Annotated in this window: 23 protein-coding genes, 1 tRNA gene and 2 pseudogenes; 12 read left to right on the top strand and 14 right to left on the bottom strand. The window is 33.1% G+C overall.

From position 1 onward, the window contains the following. Window positions 1-176: 176 nt before the first annotated feature. The 11 genes from AAGD39_RS03520 to AAGD39_RS03565 all read right to left on the bottom strand — a co-directional run bounded on the left by AAGD39_RS03520 (window position 177) and on the right by AAGD39_RS03565 (window position 8,336). Window positions 177-686 carry an ATP F0F1 synthase subunit B gene (locus AAGD39_RS03520; RefSeq protein ID WP_341756054.1) on the bottom strand — a complete coding sequence of 170 codons (510 nt, stop codon included), beginning with the start codon at window positions 684-686 and terminating at the stop codon, window positions 177-179. Next, a complete protein-coding gene (locus AAGD39_RS03525; RefSeq protein ID WP_341756055.1) occupies window positions 686-1,165 on the bottom strand; it encodes an ATP F0F1 synthase subunit B' in 480 nt (159 codons plus the stop codon). Before AAGD39_RS03525 ends, AAGD39_RS03520 begins: the two co-directional genes overlap by 1 nt. 7 nt (window positions 1,166-1,172) lie before the next feature. Then, window positions 1,173-1,397, bottom strand: coding sequence for a F0F1 ATP synthase subunit C (locus tag AAGD39_RS03530; protein WP_341756056.1), 225 nt, complete (start codon window positions 1,395-1,397; stop codon window positions 1,173-1,175). 29 nt (window positions 1,398-1,426) lie between these two features. Next, window positions 1,427-2,155, bottom strand: coding sequence for a F0F1 ATP synthase subunit A (locus AAGD39_RS03535; RefSeq protein ID WP_341756057.1), 729 nt, complete (start codon window positions 2,153-2,155; stop codon window positions 1,427-1,429). Further along, entirely contained in the window at window positions 2,145-2,252 is a 108-nt protein-coding gene (locus tag AAGD39_RS07035; protein ID WP_375359822.1) for a hypothetical protein, read from the bottom strand. The genes AAGD39_RS03535 and AAGD39_RS07035 overlap by 11 nt, the downstream gene beginning before the upstream one ends. A gap of 56 nt (window positions 2,253-2,308) precedes the next feature. Beyond that, the gene (locus AAGD39_RS03540; RefSeq protein ID WP_341756058.1) at window positions 2,309-3,010 is read right to left on the bottom strand and encodes an alanyl-tRNA editing protein; all 702 of its coding nucleotides are present in this window, start codon (window positions 3,008-3,010) and stop codon (window positions 2,309-2,311) included. Between the two features lie 16 nt (window positions 3,011-3,026). Beyond that, a complete protein-coding gene (locus AAGD39_RS03545) occupies window positions 3,027-3,899 on the bottom strand; it encodes a DsbA family protein (protein WP_341756059.1) in 873 nt (290 codons plus the stop codon). A 293-nt stretch (window positions 3,900-4,192) separates the two neighbouring features. Next, entirely contained in the window at window positions 4,193-5,047 is an 855-nt protein-coding gene (locus tag AAGD39_RS03550; RefSeq protein ID WP_341756060.1) for a CPBP family intramembrane glutamic endopeptidase, read from the bottom strand. Window positions 5,048-5,160: 113 nt separating this feature from the next. Then, window positions 5,161-6,165 (bottom strand): hypothetical protein, encoded by a 1,005-nt coding sequence (locus AAGD39_RS03555; RefSeq protein WP_341756061.1) that lies wholly within the window; start codon window positions 6,163-6,165, stop codon window positions 5,161-5,163. 12 nt (window positions 6,166-6,177) lie between these two features. Further along, entirely contained in the window at window positions 6,178-6,528 is a 351-nt protein-coding gene (locus tag AAGD39_RS03560; protein ID WP_341756062.1) for a hypothetical protein, read from the bottom strand. Window positions 6,529-6,989: 461 nt separating this feature from the next. After that, the gene (locus AAGD39_RS03565) at window positions 6,990-8,336 is read right to left on the bottom strand and encodes an IS110 family transposase (RefSeq protein WP_341756063.1); all 1,347 of its coding nucleotides are present in this window, start codon (window positions 8,334-8,336) and stop codon (window positions 6,990-6,992) included. Between the two features lie 369 nt (window positions 8,337-8,705). Here AAGD39_RS03565 and AAGD39_RS03570 point away from each other — a divergent pair, with 369 nt between their 5' ends. Continuing rightward, the gene (locus AAGD39_RS03570; RefSeq protein ID WP_341757222.1) at window positions 8,706-9,185 is read left to right on the top strand and encodes a transposase; all 480 of its coding nucleotides are present in this window, start codon (window positions 8,706-8,708) and stop codon (window positions 9,183-9,185) included. Between the two features lie 19 nt (window positions 9,186-9,204). Next, complete coding sequence (locus tag AAGD39_RS03575; protein WP_341756064.1) at window positions 9,205-9,513, top strand: transposase; 309 nt, start codon at window positions 9,205-9,207, stop codon at window positions 9,511-9,513. A 209-nt stretch (window positions 9,514-9,722) separates the two neighbouring features. Here AAGD39_RS03575 and AAGD39_RS03580 read toward each other — a convergent pair whose 3' ends face one another. Further along, complete coding sequence (locus AAGD39_RS03580; protein ID WP_341756065.1) at window positions 9,723-9,983, bottom strand: hypothetical protein; 261 nt, start codon at window positions 9,981-9,983, stop codon at window positions 9,723-9,725. 582 nt (window positions 9,984-10,565) lie between these two features. Between AAGD39_RS03580 and AAGD39_RS03585 the strand changes: the two genes are divergently transcribed. Then, the gene (locus AAGD39_RS03585; protein ID WP_341756066.1) at window positions 10,566-11,327 is read left to right on the top strand and encodes an HD domain-containing protein; all 762 of its coding nucleotides are present in this window, start codon (window positions 10,566-10,568) and stop codon (window positions 11,325-11,327) included. On the opposite strand, the pseudogene AAGD39_RS03590 reads toward AAGD39_RS03585, so the two are convergent. After that, window positions 11,257-12,579, bottom strand: a pseudogene (locus AAGD39_RS03590) (MFS transporter). The gene AAGD39_RS03585 and the pseudogene AAGD39_RS03590 sit on opposite strands and share 71 nt — an antisense overlap. Before the next feature lie 337 nt (window positions 12,580-12,916). Here AAGD39_RS03590 and AAGD39_RS03595 point away from each other — a divergent pair. The 5 genes and pseudogenes from AAGD39_RS03595 to AAGD39_RS03615 all read left to right on the top strand — a co-directional run. Further along, window positions 12,917-14,302 carry a hypothetical protein gene (locus AAGD39_RS03595; RefSeq protein ID WP_341756067.1) on the top strand — a complete coding sequence of 462 codons (1,386 nt, stop codon included), beginning with the start codon at window positions 12,917-12,919 and terminating at the stop codon, window positions 14,300-14,302. A 165-nt stretch (window positions 14,303-14,467) separates the two neighbouring features. Then, window positions 14,468-14,950, top strand: coding sequence for a hypothetical protein (locus AAGD39_RS03600; protein WP_341756068.1), 483 nt, complete (start codon window positions 14,468-14,470; stop codon window positions 14,948-14,950). A 592-nt stretch (window positions 14,951-15,542) separates the two neighbouring features. Continuing rightward, window positions 15,543-16,910, top strand: coding sequence for an MFS transporter (locus tag AAGD39_RS03605; protein ID WP_341756069.1), 1,368 nt, complete (start codon window positions 15,543-15,545; stop codon window positions 16,908-16,910). Between the two features lie 7 nt (window positions 16,911-16,917). Further along, window positions 16,918-18,279, top strand: coding sequence for an MFS transporter (locus tag AAGD39_RS03610; RefSeq protein ID WP_341756070.1), 1,362 nt, complete (start codon window positions 16,918-16,920; stop codon window positions 18,277-18,279). 11 nt (window positions 18,280-18,290) lie between these two features. Next, window positions 18,291-18,605 (top strand): annotated as a pseudogene (locus AAGD39_RS03615) (MFS transporter); the annotation flags it as partial. Between the two features lie 219 nt (window positions 18,606-18,824). Here the strand turns inward: AAGD39_RS03615 and AAGD39_RS03620 are convergent. After that, window positions 18,825-18,915, bottom strand: a tRNA-Ser gene (locus AAGD39_RS03620). Window positions 18,916-19,524: 609 nt separating this feature from the next. Here AAGD39_RS03620 and AAGD39_RS03625 point away from each other — a divergent pair. From AAGD39_RS03625 to AAGD39_RS03640, 4 genes are all read left to right on the top strand, one after another. Beyond that, window positions 19,525-20,112, top strand: coding sequence for an IS110 family transposase (locus AAGD39_RS03625; RefSeq protein WP_341756071.1), 588 nt, complete (start codon window positions 19,525-19,527; stop codon window positions 20,110-20,112). A gap of 52 nt (window positions 20,113-20,164) precedes the next feature. Continuing rightward, window positions 20,165-21,115 (top strand): IS481 family transposase, encoded by a 951-nt coding sequence (locus AAGD39_RS03630; RefSeq protein WP_341756043.1) that lies wholly within the window; start codon window positions 20,165-20,167, stop codon window positions 21,113-21,115. Between the two features lie 5 nt (window positions 21,116-21,120). After that, complete coding sequence (locus AAGD39_RS03635) at window positions 21,121-21,486, top strand: transposase (protein WP_341756072.1); 366 nt, start codon at window positions 21,121-21,123, stop codon at window positions 21,484-21,486. 195 nt (window positions 21,487-21,681) lie between these two features. Next, window positions 21,682-22,053 carry a transposase gene (locus AAGD39_RS03640; RefSeq protein WP_375318877.1) on the top strand — a complete coding sequence of 124 codons (372 nt, stop codon included), beginning with the start codon at window positions 21,682-21,684 and terminating at the stop codon, window positions 22,051-22,053. The last annotated feature ends 361 nt before the right edge of the window (window positions 22,054-22,414 follow it).

The following is a 22,414-nucleotide window of genomic DNA, read 5'->3' on the forward strand; positions in this document are numbered from 1 at the left end:
AAAGCTAAGCCGATTAGTATTTATCCATGTAAACTGGTGTCATTGCGAGAAGCTACTTTAGTAGTGACGAAGCAATAAAAGTGATTAGATTTAGAGTAGTTCGCTATTTCCTTGCAACTACGGTGTATTGCAAACTGACTCCTCGCTAATAGATATTGTGTCTGTAAATTCAAATTTTAATCGCTTGTAAATTTTTCAGATGGTAGCTTTGAGGATAGATTTCCCATGAGATTTTTGGCTATTTCACTATCTGACATGCCATTGTTTTTTGTAGATTTCATATATATAGCTACTAATTCTACCATTTTATCACAAAACTCAGATTGCAGTATTTGAGAAGCTTCTAGTTTTTGCCTATTCATTAAGTCTATAGTCTCGAGTTTCTTACTTTCTAGAAACTTATCAATTTCTACGTTTTGTTGTTCGATTAGGTTGTTGGCAGTTTCCCTGCCATCTTTTAGCATTTCTTCTCTTAGCACCTCAATCTGTTGTATCTGCTTTACAGCATCTTCAAATAATAAGGCCATATCTTCGTTAAGCTTTTGGGCTTCTACAACTTGGTTTTTGATAGCAATAATTTTGTCATCTAACGATTTTAAAATTATATTTTTTATCGGTCTATAGACTAAATACACAAAAATTAAGAAACAAATGGCTAGCCAAAATTTTTCGTCAAATAATTGCATTACTTTATCTTTTTGTAAGATTTTTTTAGTAATTCTAGATCAACTGGTTGATTAGTAATTTTTTGAATTAATAATTTTGCTAAATTGACACATGAATCATTTTCATCAAGCCAAAATGATTTGTTAGTTGTTTTAATATCATGATGATTATTTTTAATTTGTACCTTCAATTCATTATGGAGTTGCTTTTTTTTTGATAAAAAAGACGCTTCCATCGCATCTTTAGCTTCTTTCTTAATATTTTCCACGATATTTGATGTTTCTTCCAACTGACTAGCATACTGCTTGTGCAGGATATCAGCTTTTGCTGCAAGACTTTCTGCACTGGCAATATTAGTATCTATATAAGTTTCCCTACTCTTAAGAATCTTTTCAGTTAATGGCACAATGAAATTATGAACTATAAGGTATAAGAAGCTGAAGACTACTACCAACCAAAAGATTTGTGAACAATAAAAAGCAACGTCAAACTGAGGCATACTGATCTTAAGTAAATATCAACAAAATTGCAATTACAAACGAGAATAAACCCATAGCCTCGGTAAGCCCCGCTCCAATTAATGCCACTCTTTGTAATTGATCACTAGCTGAAGGGTTACGAGCAATTGAATTTAGTAATGCACTGAATATATTACCTACACCAATGGCAGCACCTAGCATACCAATAGCCATAAGCCCTACACCAATAAATTTTAGAGACATCGTATCCATATTATATAAACTCCTAAATATAAAATTTTTTAATGTGAATTTACAGCATCATTCAAATATACACAAGCAAGAATTGTAAAGATATAAGCTTGAAGTATTGCCACAAAAATTTCAAATCCAATAAGGATAACAATTAGTGGAATTGGCAAAAATTTAAGAAAAATCATTAATGAAACTATAAATCCTGCCATCACCTTTAATAATACATGCCCTGCCATCATGTTAGCCGCTAATCTTAAAGATAAACTTATGGGTCTTGCTAAATACGCAAATAATTCTATTACGATCATCAGCGGAGCTAACCAAAGGGGAGTACCTTTAGGTAAAAATATTGATAAAAAATGGAGACCATGATTAATAAAACCAATAATTGTCACCATAAAAAATATCGTGATTGCTAAGGCAAAGGTTACCGCTATATGACTAGTAACAGTGAACCCATAAGGGAGCATTCCGAGCAAGTTACATAATAAAATAAACATAAACAAAGTGAAAATGAATGGTATAAACTTACGCCCCTTCTCTCCAACATTTTGACTTAACGTCACTGTAATTATATCATAAATTATTTCTGCACTAAGCTGTAATCTAGACGGAATAATTTTTTCTGATTTTAAAGCTAAATAAAAATACAATAGAGCTATAACCCCAGCAAGCATCATATACAAACTGGAATTGGTAAAACTAATATCAAAACCACATAAGTTAATTTCTACTAGTTTCTTTATTGCGAATTGATCTAAAGGACTATGGGACATTATTTTTTATATTTAATTTATGCCAAATTATTCTAAAACCTACAAGCATACCTATTAATAAGAATATTATAATACAAAATGGTTTAGAATTAAACAACTTATCTAATGTAAGACCAATTAATTCCCCTTTTTCTAAAGAGTATCTCTTGACTTTTACAGCTTATATGAAATACATACAATATCATTCTTTGTTTTAATTTTACCCAAAATTATACTTATAATTTCTTTTGTTGTAGACAAATGTGTACCACCGCAAGGTACAGGTGCAAAGTTTTCAATCTGCATAACACGAAAGACTTTATTATTTGGGATGTGATAAGGCAATTTATAAAATTGCTGCTCAAACGATATGGGGTCGCTTTCAAAGATTATTATTTTATATCCTACAGCTATAATTTTATCTATATCATCTTGCAATTTATCTATATCTGGTATGTCAGAACCTTGAAAATTAACATAACTCTCATTAGGGAAAGAGTGTCCTTTAATAGCTTTTAAAGATGGGTATAGAGCTTCAACTATATTACCAAGTGGGTGGGCAGCAGTATGGTATCTTGCATTTAATATGCGTCTATCTTTATCTAATAAACACTTAGTTTCCTTACCATCTAAAGATAAAGTTGTATCTTCTAGATAATGACGTACTTCATTTTCTACTTGGCGTACTGATACAACTTTTAGAACAAAGTCGTCTCCCCTAATAAAGCCCTGATCAGAAGGTTGTCCTCCACCTTGTGGATAAAAAATTGTTTGATCTAGTAGGAGGTAGTTACCTCTATCATCTTCCTTTTTTGTTATGATATACGCATTTGATTCAAATAGATAAGTGTCTGTAAGATATAATTGCTTAGTCATATAATTATTATTCCTATCATTTAGATATAGGGCGAGTAGTAGAGTTATTTAATGCTTTATCAATTGCCTTAGAAAGAGTTTGCAAATCATAGCCGTTGGTTAGCATGCCATTAACAAAAAATGTAGGTGTACCAACAAAATTTGGAACGCTAGCAGCAAGGTTAGTATTGGCTAATAATGTTTCAACAATTTGGTTATCATTAAGACATTTAGCATAAGTTTCTGCTGACACTCCACCAATTTGAGCTATATTTGTTAGTAATTCACGATATCTATTACTGACTCCCCATTTATCTTGTTGTGATAATATTACACTTTGGAATTTAAGGAAACTATCTATATTATTTGGACAACGCTGCAAAATTGCTGCATCTAAATCCTGTTTATTACCAATAAATTCACGAATTATGTAAGCAATTTTATTAGTATCAATATATTTTTCTTTAAGTTTCGGTAGAATTGTGTCATGATAATAGGCACAGTGTGGGCAAGTTGGAGAAAAATACTCAACTACCACTACATTTGCCTTAATATTACCAAGGACTATATCATTTCGGCTAACATTGAACGTTGGCTTGTAAGGCATCTGTTGTGGACTAACAACCTGTACATCGGTCTTTATATCAGCAGATTCAGTTTTTACAGAATTCGTTGTCGTGTCTATAGGCTTATCCGTATTAGTTGAAGTTGTACGGTTAGGGTCTTGTTGGTCTACTATTATGTTCAATGGTTCATTAGCAATGTTGTCATTATTTTCTTCTGTTGGTGTTTTTTCCTGAGTCAGCTCAGTCTTATTACCAAGTTGCTTGTTTTTATCATTAGATTTATCACCTTCTTCTGAGCATGATATTAACAATAATGAGACTAGGATGATAAGGACATTATGCATAGTTTGGATATTATATTCTTCTAAGTTAAATTAAAACACAAATATTATGTAAATATAAAGTTTTACTTACCTTTAAGCAATAAAAACTTGTACTTTTAGGGCAATATATTTTGCTTCCCATTTTGGAAATTACATTAGACTTTGTTAACAGTGTCTAAATCTCTAATAGAGTTGTTGGTTAATTTACTAATTGGATGGTATAATAGTGGCAATTTGATTTATTTTTTAAGTCTAATGATTATGTTCAAACTTGCAGCAGTTACTGATATAATTGTTATTAACTTGGTCATTTTTTAAAGCTTATTGATAGCTGGATAAGTAAAAAATAAAATATGAGTTAAATTAAGCATAAAATGAGCAATTATACTTGCTTCGATTCTTTTCGTTACTTTATATATCCAACCATATAAAATTCCAGCTATTGTGGCTAAAATCACATATTTTAATCCTCCTAGATAGTGCATCCCCCCAAATAAAACTGCAGGTATTAGCACTGCTATATTCTCAGAATATTTATATTTTAACTGACTTAATGCCTCCTGGAAAAACCCTCTAAATAACCCCTCCTCAGCAACACAGGTAAAGAATAAATTACTGATTACCCATATCCATAAATCTTGTGGTATCTTTGGAGCAAATTTGATGTACCCAAATGCAATAGATAACAATACCATTACTGATATAACAATGGGTAATCTATAAAAAACTTGTGAGAGTAATATTTTCCATTCGTTGCGAGTAGATGCTAAATCTAAAGTTAAGCCTATAATAATTAATCCTACAATTGTTTTATCTAAGTTTAGATATAGCGTAAACGGCAAAGCATCGGGAGTAAATTGTATTTTATCTAAAACTAATAAATTATTAAATCCTGGCACTAAATGCAGCTCTAAAGCCGCTCCAAATATGAACACTACAGCCCATAAGGCACATTTCCGTTTAGTAGAAGATTTATGATACGAAAATACTAAATAACAAAACAACGAAATCGCTAAAATAGCAATCAGGTTAGCTATATTACTGACAAAGGACAATATTAAAGAAATAGACAGAAATAACTGCCATGGCTTAAATTTTCCTTTGACAGGAAGCCATAATGATAAAACACTAATTAATAATGTTATATATGTAAGATATTTTAGCCACATATTTTAGCTCTAATTACATTCGTTAACCTGATATTTAATTAAAAATACCCCAAGCTTGAGAGGCATTTGAACTTTGAATTCAAATGCCTCTTGCTTCTTCTGTCTATAATTTATTATCCAATATCAGAATGATCAGGTTCGCCTCCCAGCAGGTCTACTTTTGTACTTTCTTCTAGATTTACTGGCAAATCTTTTGTTAATTGCACTGTGTCTATACTTCCAAGTTTAACGTCACTTTCAGATGCATCAATTTTATATGTATCACTTTCATATTTAACGTCTCTCTTTAATGCTTTATTTATTTCATCCCTAGCTATTTTGTGTTTTGATGCTTCTTCCACTTCTCCAAGTCTTTGATAGACCATTACTAAACCGTCATTGGCATCTGCTTTGGTAAAATCATTACCTGTGGTTTTTGCTTCTGCTAAAGTAAATATCTGCTTAATAAAATTCAAATCATCTTCTTCTGTTAGCTTTAAACATTCACTTAACTTAGCCTTGAGTTCACCAATATCTACCCCTCGGTCATATAGCTTTATTAATATTTGCCCTAAAGTATTCTTTATAGAAGCATCCTTCCTTGGATTAACTAACATTTTCAATAGAGCAGACGATTCATCCTTCCCAACAAATTGATCGGCTATTTCCTGTACATATCCTGAATATTCTCCTTTTGGAAGAGCGTCAAATTTTATAGATAAGCATTTTGCTAATTGTTCATCACACTCTGCTTTATTATAAGCATCTTGAGCTGGTACAACCAAATTATACTTCTCATATCCTTCTTCTGTACCAGGTTTATACCCCTCCTTACATTCTATACTAGAATCTCTTAATTCTTTATATTTCTCTATAACTTTATTTATTTTTTCTAATGCTTGCTGGTAATCTCCATTTTTTATATCCTTCTCTGCTTCCTCTTTTAGTATTATCTGAAGCCCACTCCTGGCGCTTAAACATCCCTCAAAAAGCTCTAATTTCTTTCCTAAATATTCGGATAATTCAAAATATTTCTCGCCATCAACCTTATCTCCTTGATACATATAAGTTCTACCTAGTAAGTAGATTATACCTGTATACATTTCCGGTAAATCTTTAGCTACACGAAGCGCTTCCAATACCTCTGCTGGCTAACTATTAAAATCAAATGGAACAGCACTCTTATTTAATACATACTGCTCTGCCAATTTTTTAGAGCTAAGTAATATTTCCCGAGCTTTTTCTCCATTATGGTCGTAGTACATACGACAGCTTGCTAATACTTGCATAATATATACAGTATCTAATAATAGATCTACCGATACTTCTTTGCTCTTAAAATACTCGTTTATCTCTTCGTTGAAATAGGATAGGTACTCCTCAACTGCAGCGCGCTTAGGCTCTCCTTTCGGTCCTACCACATTATTAGCAGAACAAGTTTTAACCAATTCTGCAGCTTTCTGCTGCATCTCTACAATTATTTCTTCTCTAGATTTAGACATTATTATCCTCATTGTTTTATTGTTGATATTAATTGTTGTTTCTACATCGTATTATACTTTTATTATTATTACCATTATTTATTTTACTTTTTTATTACCTTACGCATGGTATTTAAAGTCACAGGGAAAACAGCCTAGCGTCATGTATGGAACTACCCAAAAATGCAAGAAAAAATAATACTTGACAGAAAAAAAGCAAATGCACTCATGTATTCGACTTAAGGCTCAATAAAGTGCCTTAGCCTTGATGGAATTCGCTAACTTACGAACTTTAACATTATCATTGCGACGGCTTCTATGAGCCTATGAAGATACCAGTTTTTTCGTAAGCTAAGGTTTGTCTTATTCACCATCAATATTATCATCTCTCACATATTCCTTGGTAGGAATTCCTTACTTTAATTATTTTCTCCTGACCACGGTAACCTTCTTCTTCTTCTAAGAAACTGCTAAAAAGTATTTTAGCAAGGTTCTATTGTAACCAGCTCAAAACCTAGCTTTACCGCTTGTTTTCTTAAATTTTCTATCATTTTTTCCTGATATTGCTTTTCATATGCTTCAATTCCTTGCTCTACATAATCCTGACCGTATTTTAGTAACCGATAAAATAAACATGCTAATTTTCTTGCAGTAGCAGTAATGGCTTTTGGTGACCCAATCTTGTTTTTCATCCGTCTATAATAACCAGCTAGTGCCGATTTCCCTTTCCCTAAACTCAAAGCAGACATTCGAAGTGCTATGCTTGCTTTATTAATTACTTTCTTGGTTCTTGTTTTAAAAACTTTTCCACCAGTAATTTGATTATTAGGGCTAAGACCAAGCCATGAAGTAAAATGCTTTTCTGTCTTCCATTTACTCATATCTAAACCTACTTCCGCTATCATTGTTTGCACGGTTAATACATCAAATCCTGGTATTTTGCTAAAATCTATCCCTGATACATTATATAAAGATTGTCTCAAATCAAATGTTTTAGGGGCATTTTTGCTTACTTTACGCTTTTTATCATTTCCCTCTAAAATAGCATCGCCATTATATTTATCAAATTCCTCGTAACATTCTTTGATTGATTTATCACATTCTTCTATTTTAGTGAGATAGAATTCATATAACTCTAACTCTTGCTTTAGGATAGCAAGCTGTTCTTTTCTATAATCTCCCTCTAATGCCTTAATGATAGTTTCACTGTTGCTCTTAATACGATAATCTTTAAATTCAGCTAACTTTTTAGCGTCTCTTTCTCCAACTATAATAGCTTTAATTATCTTCATTCCACTAATACCAGTGATGTCACTAATTACATGATGTAATTGGATATTCATTTCATTAAGGGCTTTTTGCATACGATTAATATGAATTCTACTACTTTTTATTAATCTATCTCTTTGCCTTAGATAACTACGCAATACGCATATTTGGTTATTAGGACGAAATGAACCGTTTAATAAACCATAGCTATGTAACCTTTGTAACCACTGACAATCTTTCACATCTGTCTTACGTCCAGGGACATTTTTTGCATAACGGGCATTAACTAATTTAACCTCAAACCCATTAGTCTCTAATATTTGAAACACCGGTATCCAATATACACCTGTTGATTCCATGGCTATCGTCTTAATCTTACATTCTTTTAACCAATTTACCATTTCTTTTAAATCACTAGTAAAAGCAGCAAATTTTTTAACAACTTCTTTATCTCTGCCAACTGGTACACAAACATAATGTTCTCTAGAGCCGATATCAATCCCTGCTGCATTAGGATTCATTATTTCCAATTTCTGTTTATCATTATTTTCCTTTACCATTTCACCTCCTTTTTGTAGAATATTGTTAAGCCAAGCTAATTTTAAGTTGGAGGGGCAATAGAATTACTCTTCTAAACGAGGTCTCTCATACACTTAAATATTTGTGTATGATGCCATCAATGATGTTACCAAAACTCCAAAACCATGCTGATGAACGGGCTGTGATCAACGCACCAATGGCATCGACGATTATTGTTCTTAATAATTAGCTTGGTTACTTTATTTTATAGAAATATAGCAAATAATACATCTGTTACTTAATGAATGATTATTGTTAAAAGGGGTACTACGCTGAAGTGTGGTACAGAGCCAGTTTCTTATATTTTGTTACATGGTGCGTAGTATACCAATGTTTAGGCTGATGATGAAATTCATGGCAATCAAGAGGGTAAGTTTTATCATGGATATTATCGTCATAATTGCTTTCTACCTTTATATGTTTTTTGTGGAAAAAAGCTCTTAGTAAGTTATCTCCGCAACTCAAAGCAAGAGCAAGCAAAGCATAGCTGGGCAATATTATCGTTACTAGTAAAGCGTTTTCGTCAATCATGGCCTGAGGTAGAGATTGTTTTTCGTGGAGATGGTGGATTTTGTCGCCATCAGATGCTGGATTGGTGCGATGAAAATAATGTAAAATATATAGTTGGGATAGCACAAAATACTAGACTCAACAAGCTGCTTGAACCCACTATGAAACAATCAACCCAAGCCTTTGCAGCTACCCAAGAAAAGCAACGTTTTTTTAGTGAATTTAACTATCAAGCAGATAGCTGGACTTGTCAACGTAAGATAGTTGGAAAAGCGGAAGTAACTAGCCTTGGCGAGAATCCAAGATATATAGTAACCTAGACACTGTATGCGTGGAGATATGGAAAATCGTATAAAAGAGCAACAGTTAGAGCTGTTTGCCGATCGCACTTCATGCCATAAATGGTGGGCTAATCAACTCAGACTAATTTTATCGAGCCTTGCCTATACATTAGTAGAATATATACGTGACAAGTTTTTGCAGGGTACTGAATTAGCTAAAGCACAGGTAGGAACGATACGTTTGAAATTGTTCAAAATCGGAGCAGTAATTATTCGCAATAGCAGACGTATCAAGTTTCTGCTATCTTCTTCATATCCTTATCAACATATATGGAATGATATATTGCAGGTTTTAGCTCTAGAATGAGCTAAATTAGCACTGTTCCCGGTGCTTAGATAAAATGGGGTAAGGGGGGATTTTATCTAAAATCAGAAAATTATCGATTTTAGAGCATTTTTACCCCCTTTTCTCTACTTTGCTAATTTTTAATTTTCAAAATTCATACAACCATACCATAAACCTCTTCTCATGCAATATTCAGGTTAGCAAACGTTCCCTCTATTTCCTAACTTTTTTCAATTATTTTCTTTCTTGGTATTTTGACTATCGCTAATAGTTGATTGTTGTTGATTCCTCAGTTTGTTCTTTTCTTCTATTGAGTTAAGGAAAAAATAAGTAAATGTTAGGAATCCAATTAGCATAGGAATAAAAACAAATATAATGGCATTGCGTTTTCTGACAGATTCTTCCCGATCTAAAAGACTTTCCTGTTCTTCGTATGTTTCTCCTAATTCATTACGCCATGTATCTTCTTGATCTGAGTTATGTTCTAGCATTTTATACCTTCTATTAAATATTTTATTTACAATGGTTTAGCAATCAAACTACAAAAAACTATATATTAATTTAAATTAAATCTATTGTAAAGATTATTGATTTTCTAATTAGTTATAAAACTTTAATATAGTGAAACCCTTTATATTAGGCGACAAGGATGCAGCGATAATTTCTTAAAGATTATTCCTATTCATATCACCTAATTCAATAGGTTTCACTATAATACCAATAATTTTGCCTCCTTATGATACCATACTGATAGAAAAAGTATATTGCTAAAATACTACAAGAATGCCAAATTATGCAAATTTAGCTCTTAATTGGCATCATTAAGTAATAATTCCCTAAAGTAATAAAAGATATCTGGCTAAAATACCACACGAAATTAAGGAGCTATTAACTATCAAAACCATATCCCATGCCGGTGAATTATTGGATATTGTCTTTATGGATATGAAACTGTAATTTATACAACAAGATTAGAAAATATGCATATTTTTAAAAATAAAAAGTAATAAATGCTTTAAGTAGTAAAAATTATAGTTTATAATGACTTTATAATTAGAGCATTATGGTTTCTTATGGGAGATACTAATAACTATTGTAATAATTCAATATACCAGTCTTGTGAATATGCTGAAAGGTTGATTAATGAATTAATTTTGTTAAATACAAAAGTAAAGCAACCAATAGATATTGATGTAGTAAAAAAAGGCATCTACTATGCTAAAAAATATCATGGCAGTCAAATGAGGCAGTCCGGCGAGCCGTATTATTCCCATCCAATAGAGGTAGCATATATGGTTGCCCAGTACACAGCACTAAGAATTCCAAAATATTTCAGAACAGACATGATTGTTACCGCATTACTGCACGACACCATTGAAGATACACAGCTGACCGAAAAGATGATTTTCTATGTTTTTGGGGATCAGGTTGCTAGTCAAGTGCAAGACCTAACTAGGGTCAAACCTCATGGCAAGATTAGCTCGGCGGAAACATTAAATATATTATTTCAACAAAAAAAATATGATGTAGCACTGATTAAAATTTTTGATCGGATTCATAATTTAGAAACGCTAGGAGCTAAATCACCGGAGAAAATAAAGAAGGTAATTCAAGAGACAATGGAAGAATTTATAATCGTTTCTATGTATTTAAGAATACCAATAATAACGCAAAAGTTAGTAGCTTTATGTTATCAAAATTTATCTATATCACAGAAGACTTTATCTATGCTACAGTTTGTTGAACATAATCTGTATAATACTTTTATCGATAATTCCCAGTCACTTTCTCCAATTTTTCTAGATGCAATAATCCAAACACATACCCTAAAATAACTGGAATCATTAAAATTAATAACCCCCAATGACCAAAATATTCTGTTAAATATACTACTCCAAAAGAAGTAATAACATACATTACAGCGCGTGATAAAGCAAATGTAAGACTAGCACAACTAAATCGTTTAAAGATAGGAAAATGTCTATACAGAACAGGGCCTGCTGGTAATTCACCAATAACACAAAGAATAGCAAAAGATTGAAGTAATAACAACTCAAACGGACTATTAAGGTGGGTGAGTAATTAAGGACAAACTAAAATAAAAGAGGTAAATATTATGGCAAAAACCTTAAGAATCTTTAATGGATGAATGTAGTAACTTAAATACGCTAATATTGCAAACCAACATAATTGTACAATTGAAATAATAAAATTATGGTGAATAATCTGTGCAGAATTATATCCAAAGGAGGTTTTTAGAATACTACCACAATAAACGTAGATAATATAGAAACATACTGGCCAACCGCATCCTATTAGAAACACAGACAGGATAGTTGTATTGTTACTTTTTTCTTTCCTTATAGGATTATCCTCCACTTTTCTCTGATCTATAGTGATAATATTCGAAACCTTAGCAATAGTTCTTTGTAATTGACGGTTAGCATCAGCAAACTCTGGCGTTTCTCTAAGAGCTGACCTTGCCACAGATCCAATAAGTGCAATTCCTGCACCAATCCAAAAAGCTATCCGCCAATTAAAGCCATGAGAAGTAACAAGGGTTGCTATACCTAAAGCAGCAGCTGGTCCTACAGCACCGAATACTCCAATTAATGCAACAGTCGGATATTGTATTGGTGGTTTCGTGATTTCAATCAAATAAAGCTCTGCTCCCACTATCTCTCCCATAGAAGATATTCCTTGAATAATTCGGCATATTGTTAATAGCCAAGCGGCAGCCACTCCTATTTGTTCATAAGTTGGTAAATTAGCCATGACAACACAAGAAATTGACATCATGAAGGTTGTAATAATAATAGTTGATTTACGTCCTATTGTATCCCCAATATAACCAAAAATTAATGCTCCAACAGGTCTAAAAATAAATGTAGAGCAAAAAGCTGTAGCAGAGTAAATTGCTGTAGTATGCTGATCAGCAATTGGAAAAAACAACTCATTAAGAAGTACAGCCATATGAACGTATAACATCAGATCAAAATATTCTAAAAATGTTCCAATTGATAATAGTCCAACTGCTTCTTTTTGTTCCATTGTTAAACTTTTTTGTTCCGATTGATCCCCTATCATCTCTTCACCTTAATATTTATTAATACTAAAATAGTATTTTGATATATTTGATTAATTAATAGCAAGAAAAAATAATACAGAAAATTGAAATAATAAATTTTGGTTGTAACAATATCACGGTTCTATAAACAGAATTAGAAGGGAAAAAGAGATATTGGTAAAAATATAGGCTGAGATCAAAGAGATGTTGATTATCAAAATCGTACAGCATATGAGTAGAATATTGGGTATTGTGTTAGTTAATGAAAAATAAATATTTTTAACTAAAAAAATTAGTTGACTATTATTTTAGAATTGATTCTAATTAAAATATGGCAACGTAAACCAACCCAATAATATGGCAAAATATAACATGGCTGATGATTTTGATGATGGGAATATGAGCAAAGGAGACTCTGCTTATGTTAGTCAGTTTGAGAATGTTATTAATGACATCAAATCTCAGCTGCATACTACTAACCCGGCTGAGCTAGCAAGACTCAATAGTGCCATAAGCAGTTTGTTGGCTAGTAATCTTCCAGCGGAAATACTAAAAAGTTTAGAATCTTTACAAGCTGCTGTTGCCAAGGAAGAGCAGCGTGCTGAACAAATGATTAATTACAGGCAAGAGGAGGAAGCCGGGGCAGCTAGAACTAAGTTACAAGAACAAATAGAGTTTTTAGAAAAGGAGGCTGAAAGGCTAGAAGCTGAGCAATCAGCACAGTTTCATCAAGAGAGCATAAAATTAAAAGAACAACATATAGAGTTTAACAAAAATGCTGATGCATATTTGACCGCAAGGAAAAGCGAGACCAATCAATTGCGTGATGTGGTTAAAGATCTTAAAGATGGCAAAGATGTAGAAAGTAAACTGCAAAAACTGGTAAAGAGCGAAGAGCAGATTAAACAACAAAATACAGAATATAAAAATTTACTTGAGCATCGTGATAAAATAAATGAACATTACGATGGAGTAATGAAGCACGATAAAAAATTAAGAGCAGAGAAGGTAAGGTTAGAAAAGGAAGCTGAGAAAGAGAAACAAAAACCGAAAGAAATCCATTCACCAAGTGTGCTTGAAGCAGTAACGCAAAAAATAAAACATCAGGATAAGAAAATTACAGATTTTGCTCCAGTTGTGGAACAAGCTCAAAAGCAGAAAGATGAGATGGATGCTAAGGTTCAGAAGATAGAGGCGGATAAAAATGAAGATAAGGAATTTAATGATCTTGATGAGTTAGTTAAACAATTACAACAGACAGATCCTGATAAACATAAGAAATTAAGTAAATTTACTACTTTACTTAAAAATCAAGAAGAGGCTATTGCTGGCAATGGAGTAGTTAATGACACATTGCTGCGTAGTGAAGTTACCAATAAAACTAAAAATGCAGAAAATTTAGAACCTGAAATAGCAGGAACTAACGTACCATCTTCCCCCTCTAAGCTAACTGAAGTAGCAAATGATAAAACACCACAAGATTCTAAAACTATTGACCAAGATAAAACACCAACAACCAATCTTAATAAAACTCTTAAAGACGAATCACGTAAGCTTGGAGATAAAATGATACAAGGATTAGGATATGATGACCAAGTTGAAATAATGAATCAAGTATCAGAAAAGCACTTAGAACAGCATATTACTAAGGGATTATCTGAGGCAAAGCCTGCTTCTCTAAAACCTGTGTCAACTCCTAATCCCAAATTTACTACTCTACACAAAGGTGACAAACAAAGGTAATCATTAAATAATAGGTAAATTATGGCAAAATCGAAAGACTCTCCAAAAAGATATTTAGACTAAAATAAAACTACATTACGCACTAGTAATAATTTATATAATTATGCTTCTGAACAATTTGACAAGGCGGAAGGTGCAAAAGAACAGGTTGGTTTAGTACCTCAAGTGATTGGTGGGTACAAAGCAGTTGCTAGATGTTGGAACGAATCCTTACTTTTTGGAAAAGCAGAATCTGCTGCTGGGCTTGCTTACCTTTATCGCGAAGGTTTAGGAGTAGAAAAGAGTGAATATAAGGATAAACTTTACGTATCTATTGGAGCTAAATTAGGCGATCCATCTTGCAAAGAATTGCTGCCTCAACGAGATCATAAAGATGTTGATTCGGAAGCTAAAAAATGGCTTGAGGCTATTAAAGTCATTACCACAAAATATCCAAACAAGGATGCAGAAATTTCTTTGTCTGCTGCAGTTTGGGCTGATAAACAATTAGAATTGTATTGTGGGCAATCTCACGCAGGTCAGGGGGCATCTTCTTCCCGGCATGATACTTCGTACGAAACTTGTCCTGATACGTCTGACTCGGAAGAAGAAGGTATAGTGCTAGCTGGAAAGACGACTGAGCTTCATATGTGTTGTGACATTATGTAGTATCAAAGTTTATAATAAATCACCCCTATGCCAATTGGTGTAGGGGCAACAATACTACAACTGTTGAAAGTTAGAAGAGGAAAGGGTTTTAAATAGAGTAACGTCATTGCGAGGAAGACCGTAGGTCAACGAAGCAATCTAGTAAATGTGGATTGCCACAACCACTACGTGGTTTCGCTAATAGCAGTTTGGGTTGCTTCGTCACTACTAAAGTAGCTCCTCGCAATGACGGAGAGGCTATCTAAAACATTAACGGGTTAGCTATAATGCATTGAAGAATGAAAAAAATAAGCAATTCTGCAGAAATAATGAGAACAGCTATTAGTGGAGAATAAAAATCTGTTATATTTATTCGATATAACCTAATAAAAATAATAAATCTAACCCAAATAAGTTATTAATATTCAAACCGTCCTTGCGAGACCACGTGAGTGTAGTGGCAATCCACATCTACTGGATTGCTTCGTTGACCTACGGTCTTCCTCTCAATGACGTGGGGTCGAAATGACACAATAGAAATTATGTTTAATAAAATTAATAACTGGAGAAATATGGATTATCCAACATCAACAACAAAATCAGGTCAACTACTATGAGCGAAGCTGTTCAAGAAAATGCTAGGATTATCCCTAATCAGCAGACTAGCCTGACAAAAGAACAAAAAGAAGCTGTTGGATTGCTTTCAATTGGAACATTCCTTGAGTATTTTGACTTGATGTTATATGTCCATATGGCAGCATTTCTTAATGAGTTATTTTTTGAACCAACTGATCCTCACACAACCTCATTAATGATGGCATTTGCTTTTTGTTCTACCTTTGTTTTTCGACCCATTGGAGCAGTATTATTTGGCTGGTTGGGCGATAATATAGGGCGTAAATCAACAGTGATCATCACAACTTTTATAATGGCTAGCTCATGTCTAGTAATGGCTAATCTACCTACTTATGCTCAGATAGGGATAACAGCTACTTGGATAGTGACCATTTGTCGGGCTGTACAAGGTGTATCTTCTATGGGAGAAATAACAGGGGAAGAACTTTATTTAACGGAAACGATTAAACCACCAGTCCAATATGCAAGTGTCGGATTAATGTCGGTTTGTGGTTCCTTGGGAGGATTAGGGGCTTTAGGAATTGCCTCACTTGTCACTTCGCATGGTTTTAACTGGCGTCTGGCATTTTGGCTTGGTGCGGCAGTGGCAGTGATTGGTTCTATTGCTAGAACAACCTTGCGAGAAACGCCAGAATTTGCTGATGCCAAACGTCGACTCAAAAGAATCTTTGAAAAAACTAATACCGATACAGCTAGCTTAACAAACCACCCCGCATGGCAAGAGAAAGTTAATAAAAAAACCATCATAGCTTTCTTTTTATTACAATGTGCTGGACCAGTATGTTTTTATTTCATTTATATATATTGTAGCAATATTTTAAAAAATACCTTTAATTATACAATGGCTGAGGTTATTCAGCATAATTTTATTGTCTGTCTAGTAGAGTTCTTAACCATATCAATATTATGTTACTTAAGTTTAAAAATATATCCATTATTAATCGTAAAAATTGCACTAATTATATGTTCTATTTTTATCATATTTTGTCCATATTTATTGAATAATGTTAATGCTCCTTACCAATTATTTCCGATTCAATTTGTTATATCTTTATTGCATGAATGTGTGGGACCTGCTCTTCCCATTCTTTATAAAAGCTTTCCGGTTTTTAAACGTTTTACCTGTGTTAGCATTACATTTGCTATATCTCGATCTTTGATGTATATAGTCACTGCTTTTGCTTTTACCTACCTTTCTGATAATTTTGGCAATTGGGGATTATGGGTTATTATGATTCCTCTAATTATTGGCTCTGCCTATGGGCTACGTTATTTTGAAAAATTGGTAAAAGAGTGTGGGAATTATCCTATTGGTTGGTTAGCCGAAAAAAAAACAATTACTTGAGTTAGCTATGAGTGAACCTGTTCAAGAAAATACTAGGATTACCCCTAATCAGCAGACTAGCCTGACAAAAGAACAAAAAGAAGCTTTAGGATTACTATCAATAGGAACATTCCTAGAATATTTTGACTTAATGCTATATATCCATATGGCAGCTTTTCTTAATGAGTTATTTTTTGAGCCTACTGATCCTCACACAACTTCTTTAATGATGGCATTTGCTTTTTGTTCTTCCTGTGTTTTCCGACCTGTTGGGGCAGTAATATTTGGTTGGTTAGGTGATAATATAGGACGAAAATCAACAGTGATCATTACAACTTTTATCATGGCTGTGTCATGTTTGGTGATAGCTAATCTACCTACTTATGCTCAGATAGGGGTTACGGCAGCTTGGATAGTGACTATCTGTCGTGCTGCTCAAGGTATATCTTCTATGGGAGAGGTGATAGGGGCAGATCTTTATTTAACGGAAACAATTAAACCACCAGCTCAATATGCAAGTGTGGTATTGATAGGGGCTTTTGGAGGACTAGGAGAGATAGCTGCTTTAGGTATTGCCTCACTTGTCACTTCACATGGATTTAATTGGCGTCTAGCATTTTGGATTGGTGCAGCAATTGCATTGGTTGGCTCTGTAGCTAGAACAACCTTACGAGAAACACCGGAATTTGCTGATGCTAAACGTCGAATCAAAAAAATCTTTGAAAAAACTAATACCGATACAGTTAGCTTAAAAGAGCATCCCGCATGGCAAGAAAAAGTTAATAACAAAACAATAATAGCTTTCTTTTTCTTACAATGTGCTTTTCCGATATGTTTTTATTTTATTTACATATATTGCGGTAATATTTTAAAAACTAACTTTGGTTATACAATGGCTGAGGTTGTTCAGCATAATTTTGTTGTTTGTCTAGTGGAACTCTCAATCACATTAATATTATGTTATTTAAGTTTAAAAATATATCCATTATTAATCATGAAAATTATACTGATCATAAGTTCTATTTTTATCATATTTTGTCCATATTTATTGAATAATGTTAATGCTCCTTACCAGTTATTTCTAATTCAATTTTGTATGATTTTATGGAAGAAATGCTTAAGTCCTACTCTTCCCATTTGTTATAAAAGCTTTCCGGTATTTAAGCGTTTTACCTGTGTTAGCATGATATTTGCTATATCTCGAGCTTTAATGACTGTTATTACCTCTTTTGGTTTTGTATATCTTGTTGACCATTTTGGCAATTATGGATTATGGTTTATTATGATTCCTGTAATTATCGGTTTTGCCTATGGGCTATTTTATTTTGACAAATTGGCAAAAGAGTGTGGGAATTATCCTATTGGTTGGTTAGCCGAAAAAAATAATTAGTTGAGTCAATTATGAGCGGAACTGTTCAAGAAAATACTAGGATTACCCCTAATCAGCAAACTAGCTTGACAAGAGAACAAAAAGAAGCCGTTGGTTTACTATCAGTAGGAACATTCCTAGAATATTTTGACTTGATGTTGTATATCCATATGGCGGCATTGCTTAATGAGTTATTTTTTGAACCAACGGATCCTAAAACAACCTCGCTAATGAGGGCATTTGCTTTTTGTTCTACCTTTGTTTTCCGACCTATTGGAGCTGTAGTATTTGGCTGGTTGGGTGATAATATAGGACGAAAAGCAACTGTTGAATTAACTGAATTAATTAAGAGTTATGACAAGATAGATGACAAATTATCAAAAAAGCTTGTAGACCTGATAATTATTACTACAAATGCCTATGAAACTTTTAGGGATTCGACGGTAGCTGAAAAACGGGAATTATTAAGTTTTATGTTTGCGAACCTAAATCTTAATGGTTCAAACCTAAAGTACACCTTGGCTTTCCCCTTCACAGAACTAGCAAAATTAACCAATTGTCCCATTTGGCGGAGAGAGAGGGATTCGAACCCTCGATACGGTTAACCCGTATAACGGTTTAGCAAACCGTCGCCTTCAGCCTCTCGGCCACCTCTCCAAGTCATGTGACCACAGCTGTTGAAAGTTAGAAAAGGAAGCCGTTTTGGAGGGCTTTCATAGGTAAAATTAAGTAGATATAATCAAGTGTTAGTTAAAAGATAAACCGACTAGTATAATTTACTTTGTTCATTGAGAAAAATTTTATCAAAGACATTATACTTTTTATCTACGAAATCTTACTAAAAGTCCTTTCCTTTGTAACTTTTTACAGCTGTGATCACATGACCATAGCACAACTCACTTATAGCATTGAATTGTTTGTATTTCCATAATTATTTTATATAAATTCAACTAGGGTGGTTTAAAAGCAATTAAAAATCTATTATCTTATCTCTTTCACCAAATACGCTATTGCTTAAGACCTTCTTTCCTCTTGAATTCTCTAACTTTATGAAATTTGCATTACTACTACTAAACATCCAACACCAAGCTAGACACTTATATCTTTAAATTATGATATAAGTAATTGTAAGAGGGTGACTTGATAGACACTGGACTGAAATAGTCGTAAACAGAATAAGTACCCTCTTACAAAGTTTGCTTTGAACAAATTGCAGAAGGTGCTGGAAACAGCAGCCTTGCACAATAAGATGAAGGAGATTATATCATGAGTAAAATAATAGGTCTAGATGTAAGTAAAAAATGGTTAGATATATGTTTATATGAGTCTAACAATAAACCGATATATAATCGTTTTTCCAACGATAAGTTAGGGCATGAAGAACTGATAAAATTAACAAAAGAACAAGAAATTAAGCTAATAGTATGTGAACCTACTGGAGGTTATGAAGCGGATATTTGCCAAAAATTGTATAATAATAAACAACAGGTACATAAAGTCAATACATATAGCTTTAATTCATTTAGTAAATCGGTGAATTTGTGTAAAACTGATAAGAAGGACGCATTTAAATTAGCATATTATGGCGATAAGATGCAGCTTTCAGCTAATTATTTATATCAAGTTGAATCCGATACTTTGAAGAGATATCAGCAAAGGCGAGAAGATTTAGTATTAATGCTTAGCAATGAAAAGAAGAGGCTACATCATAGTATTGATGGTATTGATAAAGAGAGTATAGAAAAGCTCATTAAATTTTTACAGAATGAAATAGCTGAGCTTGATAAAAAATTAAGTGAAGTAATAGATGAGTCAGAAGAGTTGAAAGAGAAGGTAAAAATATTAGGTGTTTAGTCCCAGGGTGTAATGTTGTATATTATAAAGAATTACCATCAAGAGAGGAATTATGGGACAAATATTACACGGCTGTGCCAAAACGACAGAGGCAATACGTTTCGCAATCCAAAATAGTCAAGAGAGCTTAAAGACTTTAGCAAGAAAATATTCTATTAATCCTAAAACAGTTGCTAAGTGGAAGAAACGAACTACATTACAAGATACTTGTATGGGTCCCAAAGAACCATCTTCTACAGTATTAACTTCTGAAGAAGAAGCTATGTGTATAGCATTTCGTAAACACACTTTATTATCTTTAGATGATTGCTTATATGCTTTACAAGTTAGTATTCCCAAGCTTACTAGATCTTCTTTACATAGACTTCTTCAACGCCATAATGTTAGTAGGTTACCGGAAGTAAAAGGAAATAACAAAACCAAGAAGAAGTTTAAACTTTATCCAATTGGTTATTTCCATATAGATATTGCTGAAGTCAAAACAGAAGAAGGTAAACTCTATCTATTTGTTGCTATTGATCGCACTTCAAAGTTTGTGTATGTAGAACTTTTACCAAGATGTACCAAGACAGAAACAGCACAATTTCTTCGTAATTTAATTAAAGCTATACCTTATAAAATTCATACTATTTTGACAGATAATGGTATTCAATTTACTAACAGAACAGTAGATAAGCATGCTTGGATGCATATTTTTGATCGTATTTGCTATGAATACAATATTGAACACAGGCTAACAAAAGTTAATCATCCATGGACTAATGGACAGGTAGAACGTATGAATCGTACTATTAAAGAGGCAACTGTTAAACGTTTTTATTATGACAATCATCAGCAACTTAAACAACATTTATATGATTTTATCAATGCCTACAATTTCGCAAAAAGACTTAAAGCTCTTAAAGGTTTAACTCCTTATGAATTTATCATAAAAACATGGACATCTGATCCAAATAAATTTATTATTAACCCTAACCTCCACTCCCTGGGACTAAACACGTAGAGAGTGTGCCTGGTATTGGTAAATGCGTAGCTAAAAAACTAATTAGTTTTTTACCTGAATTAGGGAATAAAAATTATAGTAGTAATGAATTGTCAGCAATTGTAGGGATAGCTCCTTATGCCCGTGATAGTGGTAATAAGCAAGGACGAAGATTTATTAGAGGTGGCAGAAAAATACCACGAGATGCTTTATATATGGCGGTATTGGCTGGTAAAAACGGTGTCAAAAATGGTTTTCAATATTTGAAAGCTTTATATGATAGGCTTGTTAACAATTTTAAACCTAAAAAGGTTGCTATAGTTGCATGTATGCGTAAACTACTTGAAGTATGCCATAAACTTATTCAACAAAAACGTTGTTTTGTTATTTAGATAAATATTTTTATTTTTTTGAAAATTTAGATAAAAGATAATTGCTGTTAACAAAGCTTATTTAGTTGGTGAATAAAGTCTTTTTTGCTGCAAATTATAAGATTTTTTTGAAATAGGTACACTATTCCAGCAAAAATCTTATTAATTTTCGCTAAAAAATCCATTAATTCATCAATTAAATAAGCTTTGTTAACAGTGTCTAATCTATCAGGTAAGCTAGAAGATTTATATGATAAAATTTACTGTATGCGTGGAGATATGGAAAATCGTATAAAAGAGCAACAGTTAGAGCTGTTTGCCGATCGCACTTCATGCCATAAATGGTGGGCTAATCAACTCAGACTAATTTTATCGAGCCTTGCCTATACATTAGTAGAATATATACGTGACAAGTTTTTGCAGGGTACTGAATTAGCTAAAGCACAGGTAGGAACGATACGTTTGAAATTGTTCAAAATCGGAGCAGTAATTATTCGCAATAGCAGACGTATCAAGTTTCTGCTATCTTCTTCATATCCTTATCAACATATATGGAATGATATATTGCAGGTTTTAGCTCTAGAATGAGCTAAATTAGCACTGTTCCCGGTGCTTAGATAAAATGGGGTAAGGGGGGATTTTATCTAAAATCAGAAAATTATCGATTTTAGAGCATTTTTACCCCCTTTTCTCTACTTTGCTAATTTTTAATTTTCAAAATTCATACAACCATACCATAAACCTCTTCTCATGCAATATTCAGGCTAACCAGAATAAGTTCTATATAATTCCTTTGTCATTGCGAGGAGCTACTTCAGTGGCGATGGCAACGAAGCAATCAAAAAGACCTGAAGTGGATTGTTTCGTCATGCTTACACACTCCTCGCAATGACCGCCGGGATGTTTTCCTGTGACTTTTAAATGTCATGCGTAAGATAATGGTATGGAA

Origin of the sequence: Candidatus Tisiphia endosymbiont of Nemotelus nigrinus (genome assembly GCF_964026475.1) — a bacterium.
In the GTDB taxonomy this organism is placed as follows: Bacteria; Pseudomonadota; Alphaproteobacteria; order Rickettsiales; family Rickettsiaceae; genus Tisiphia.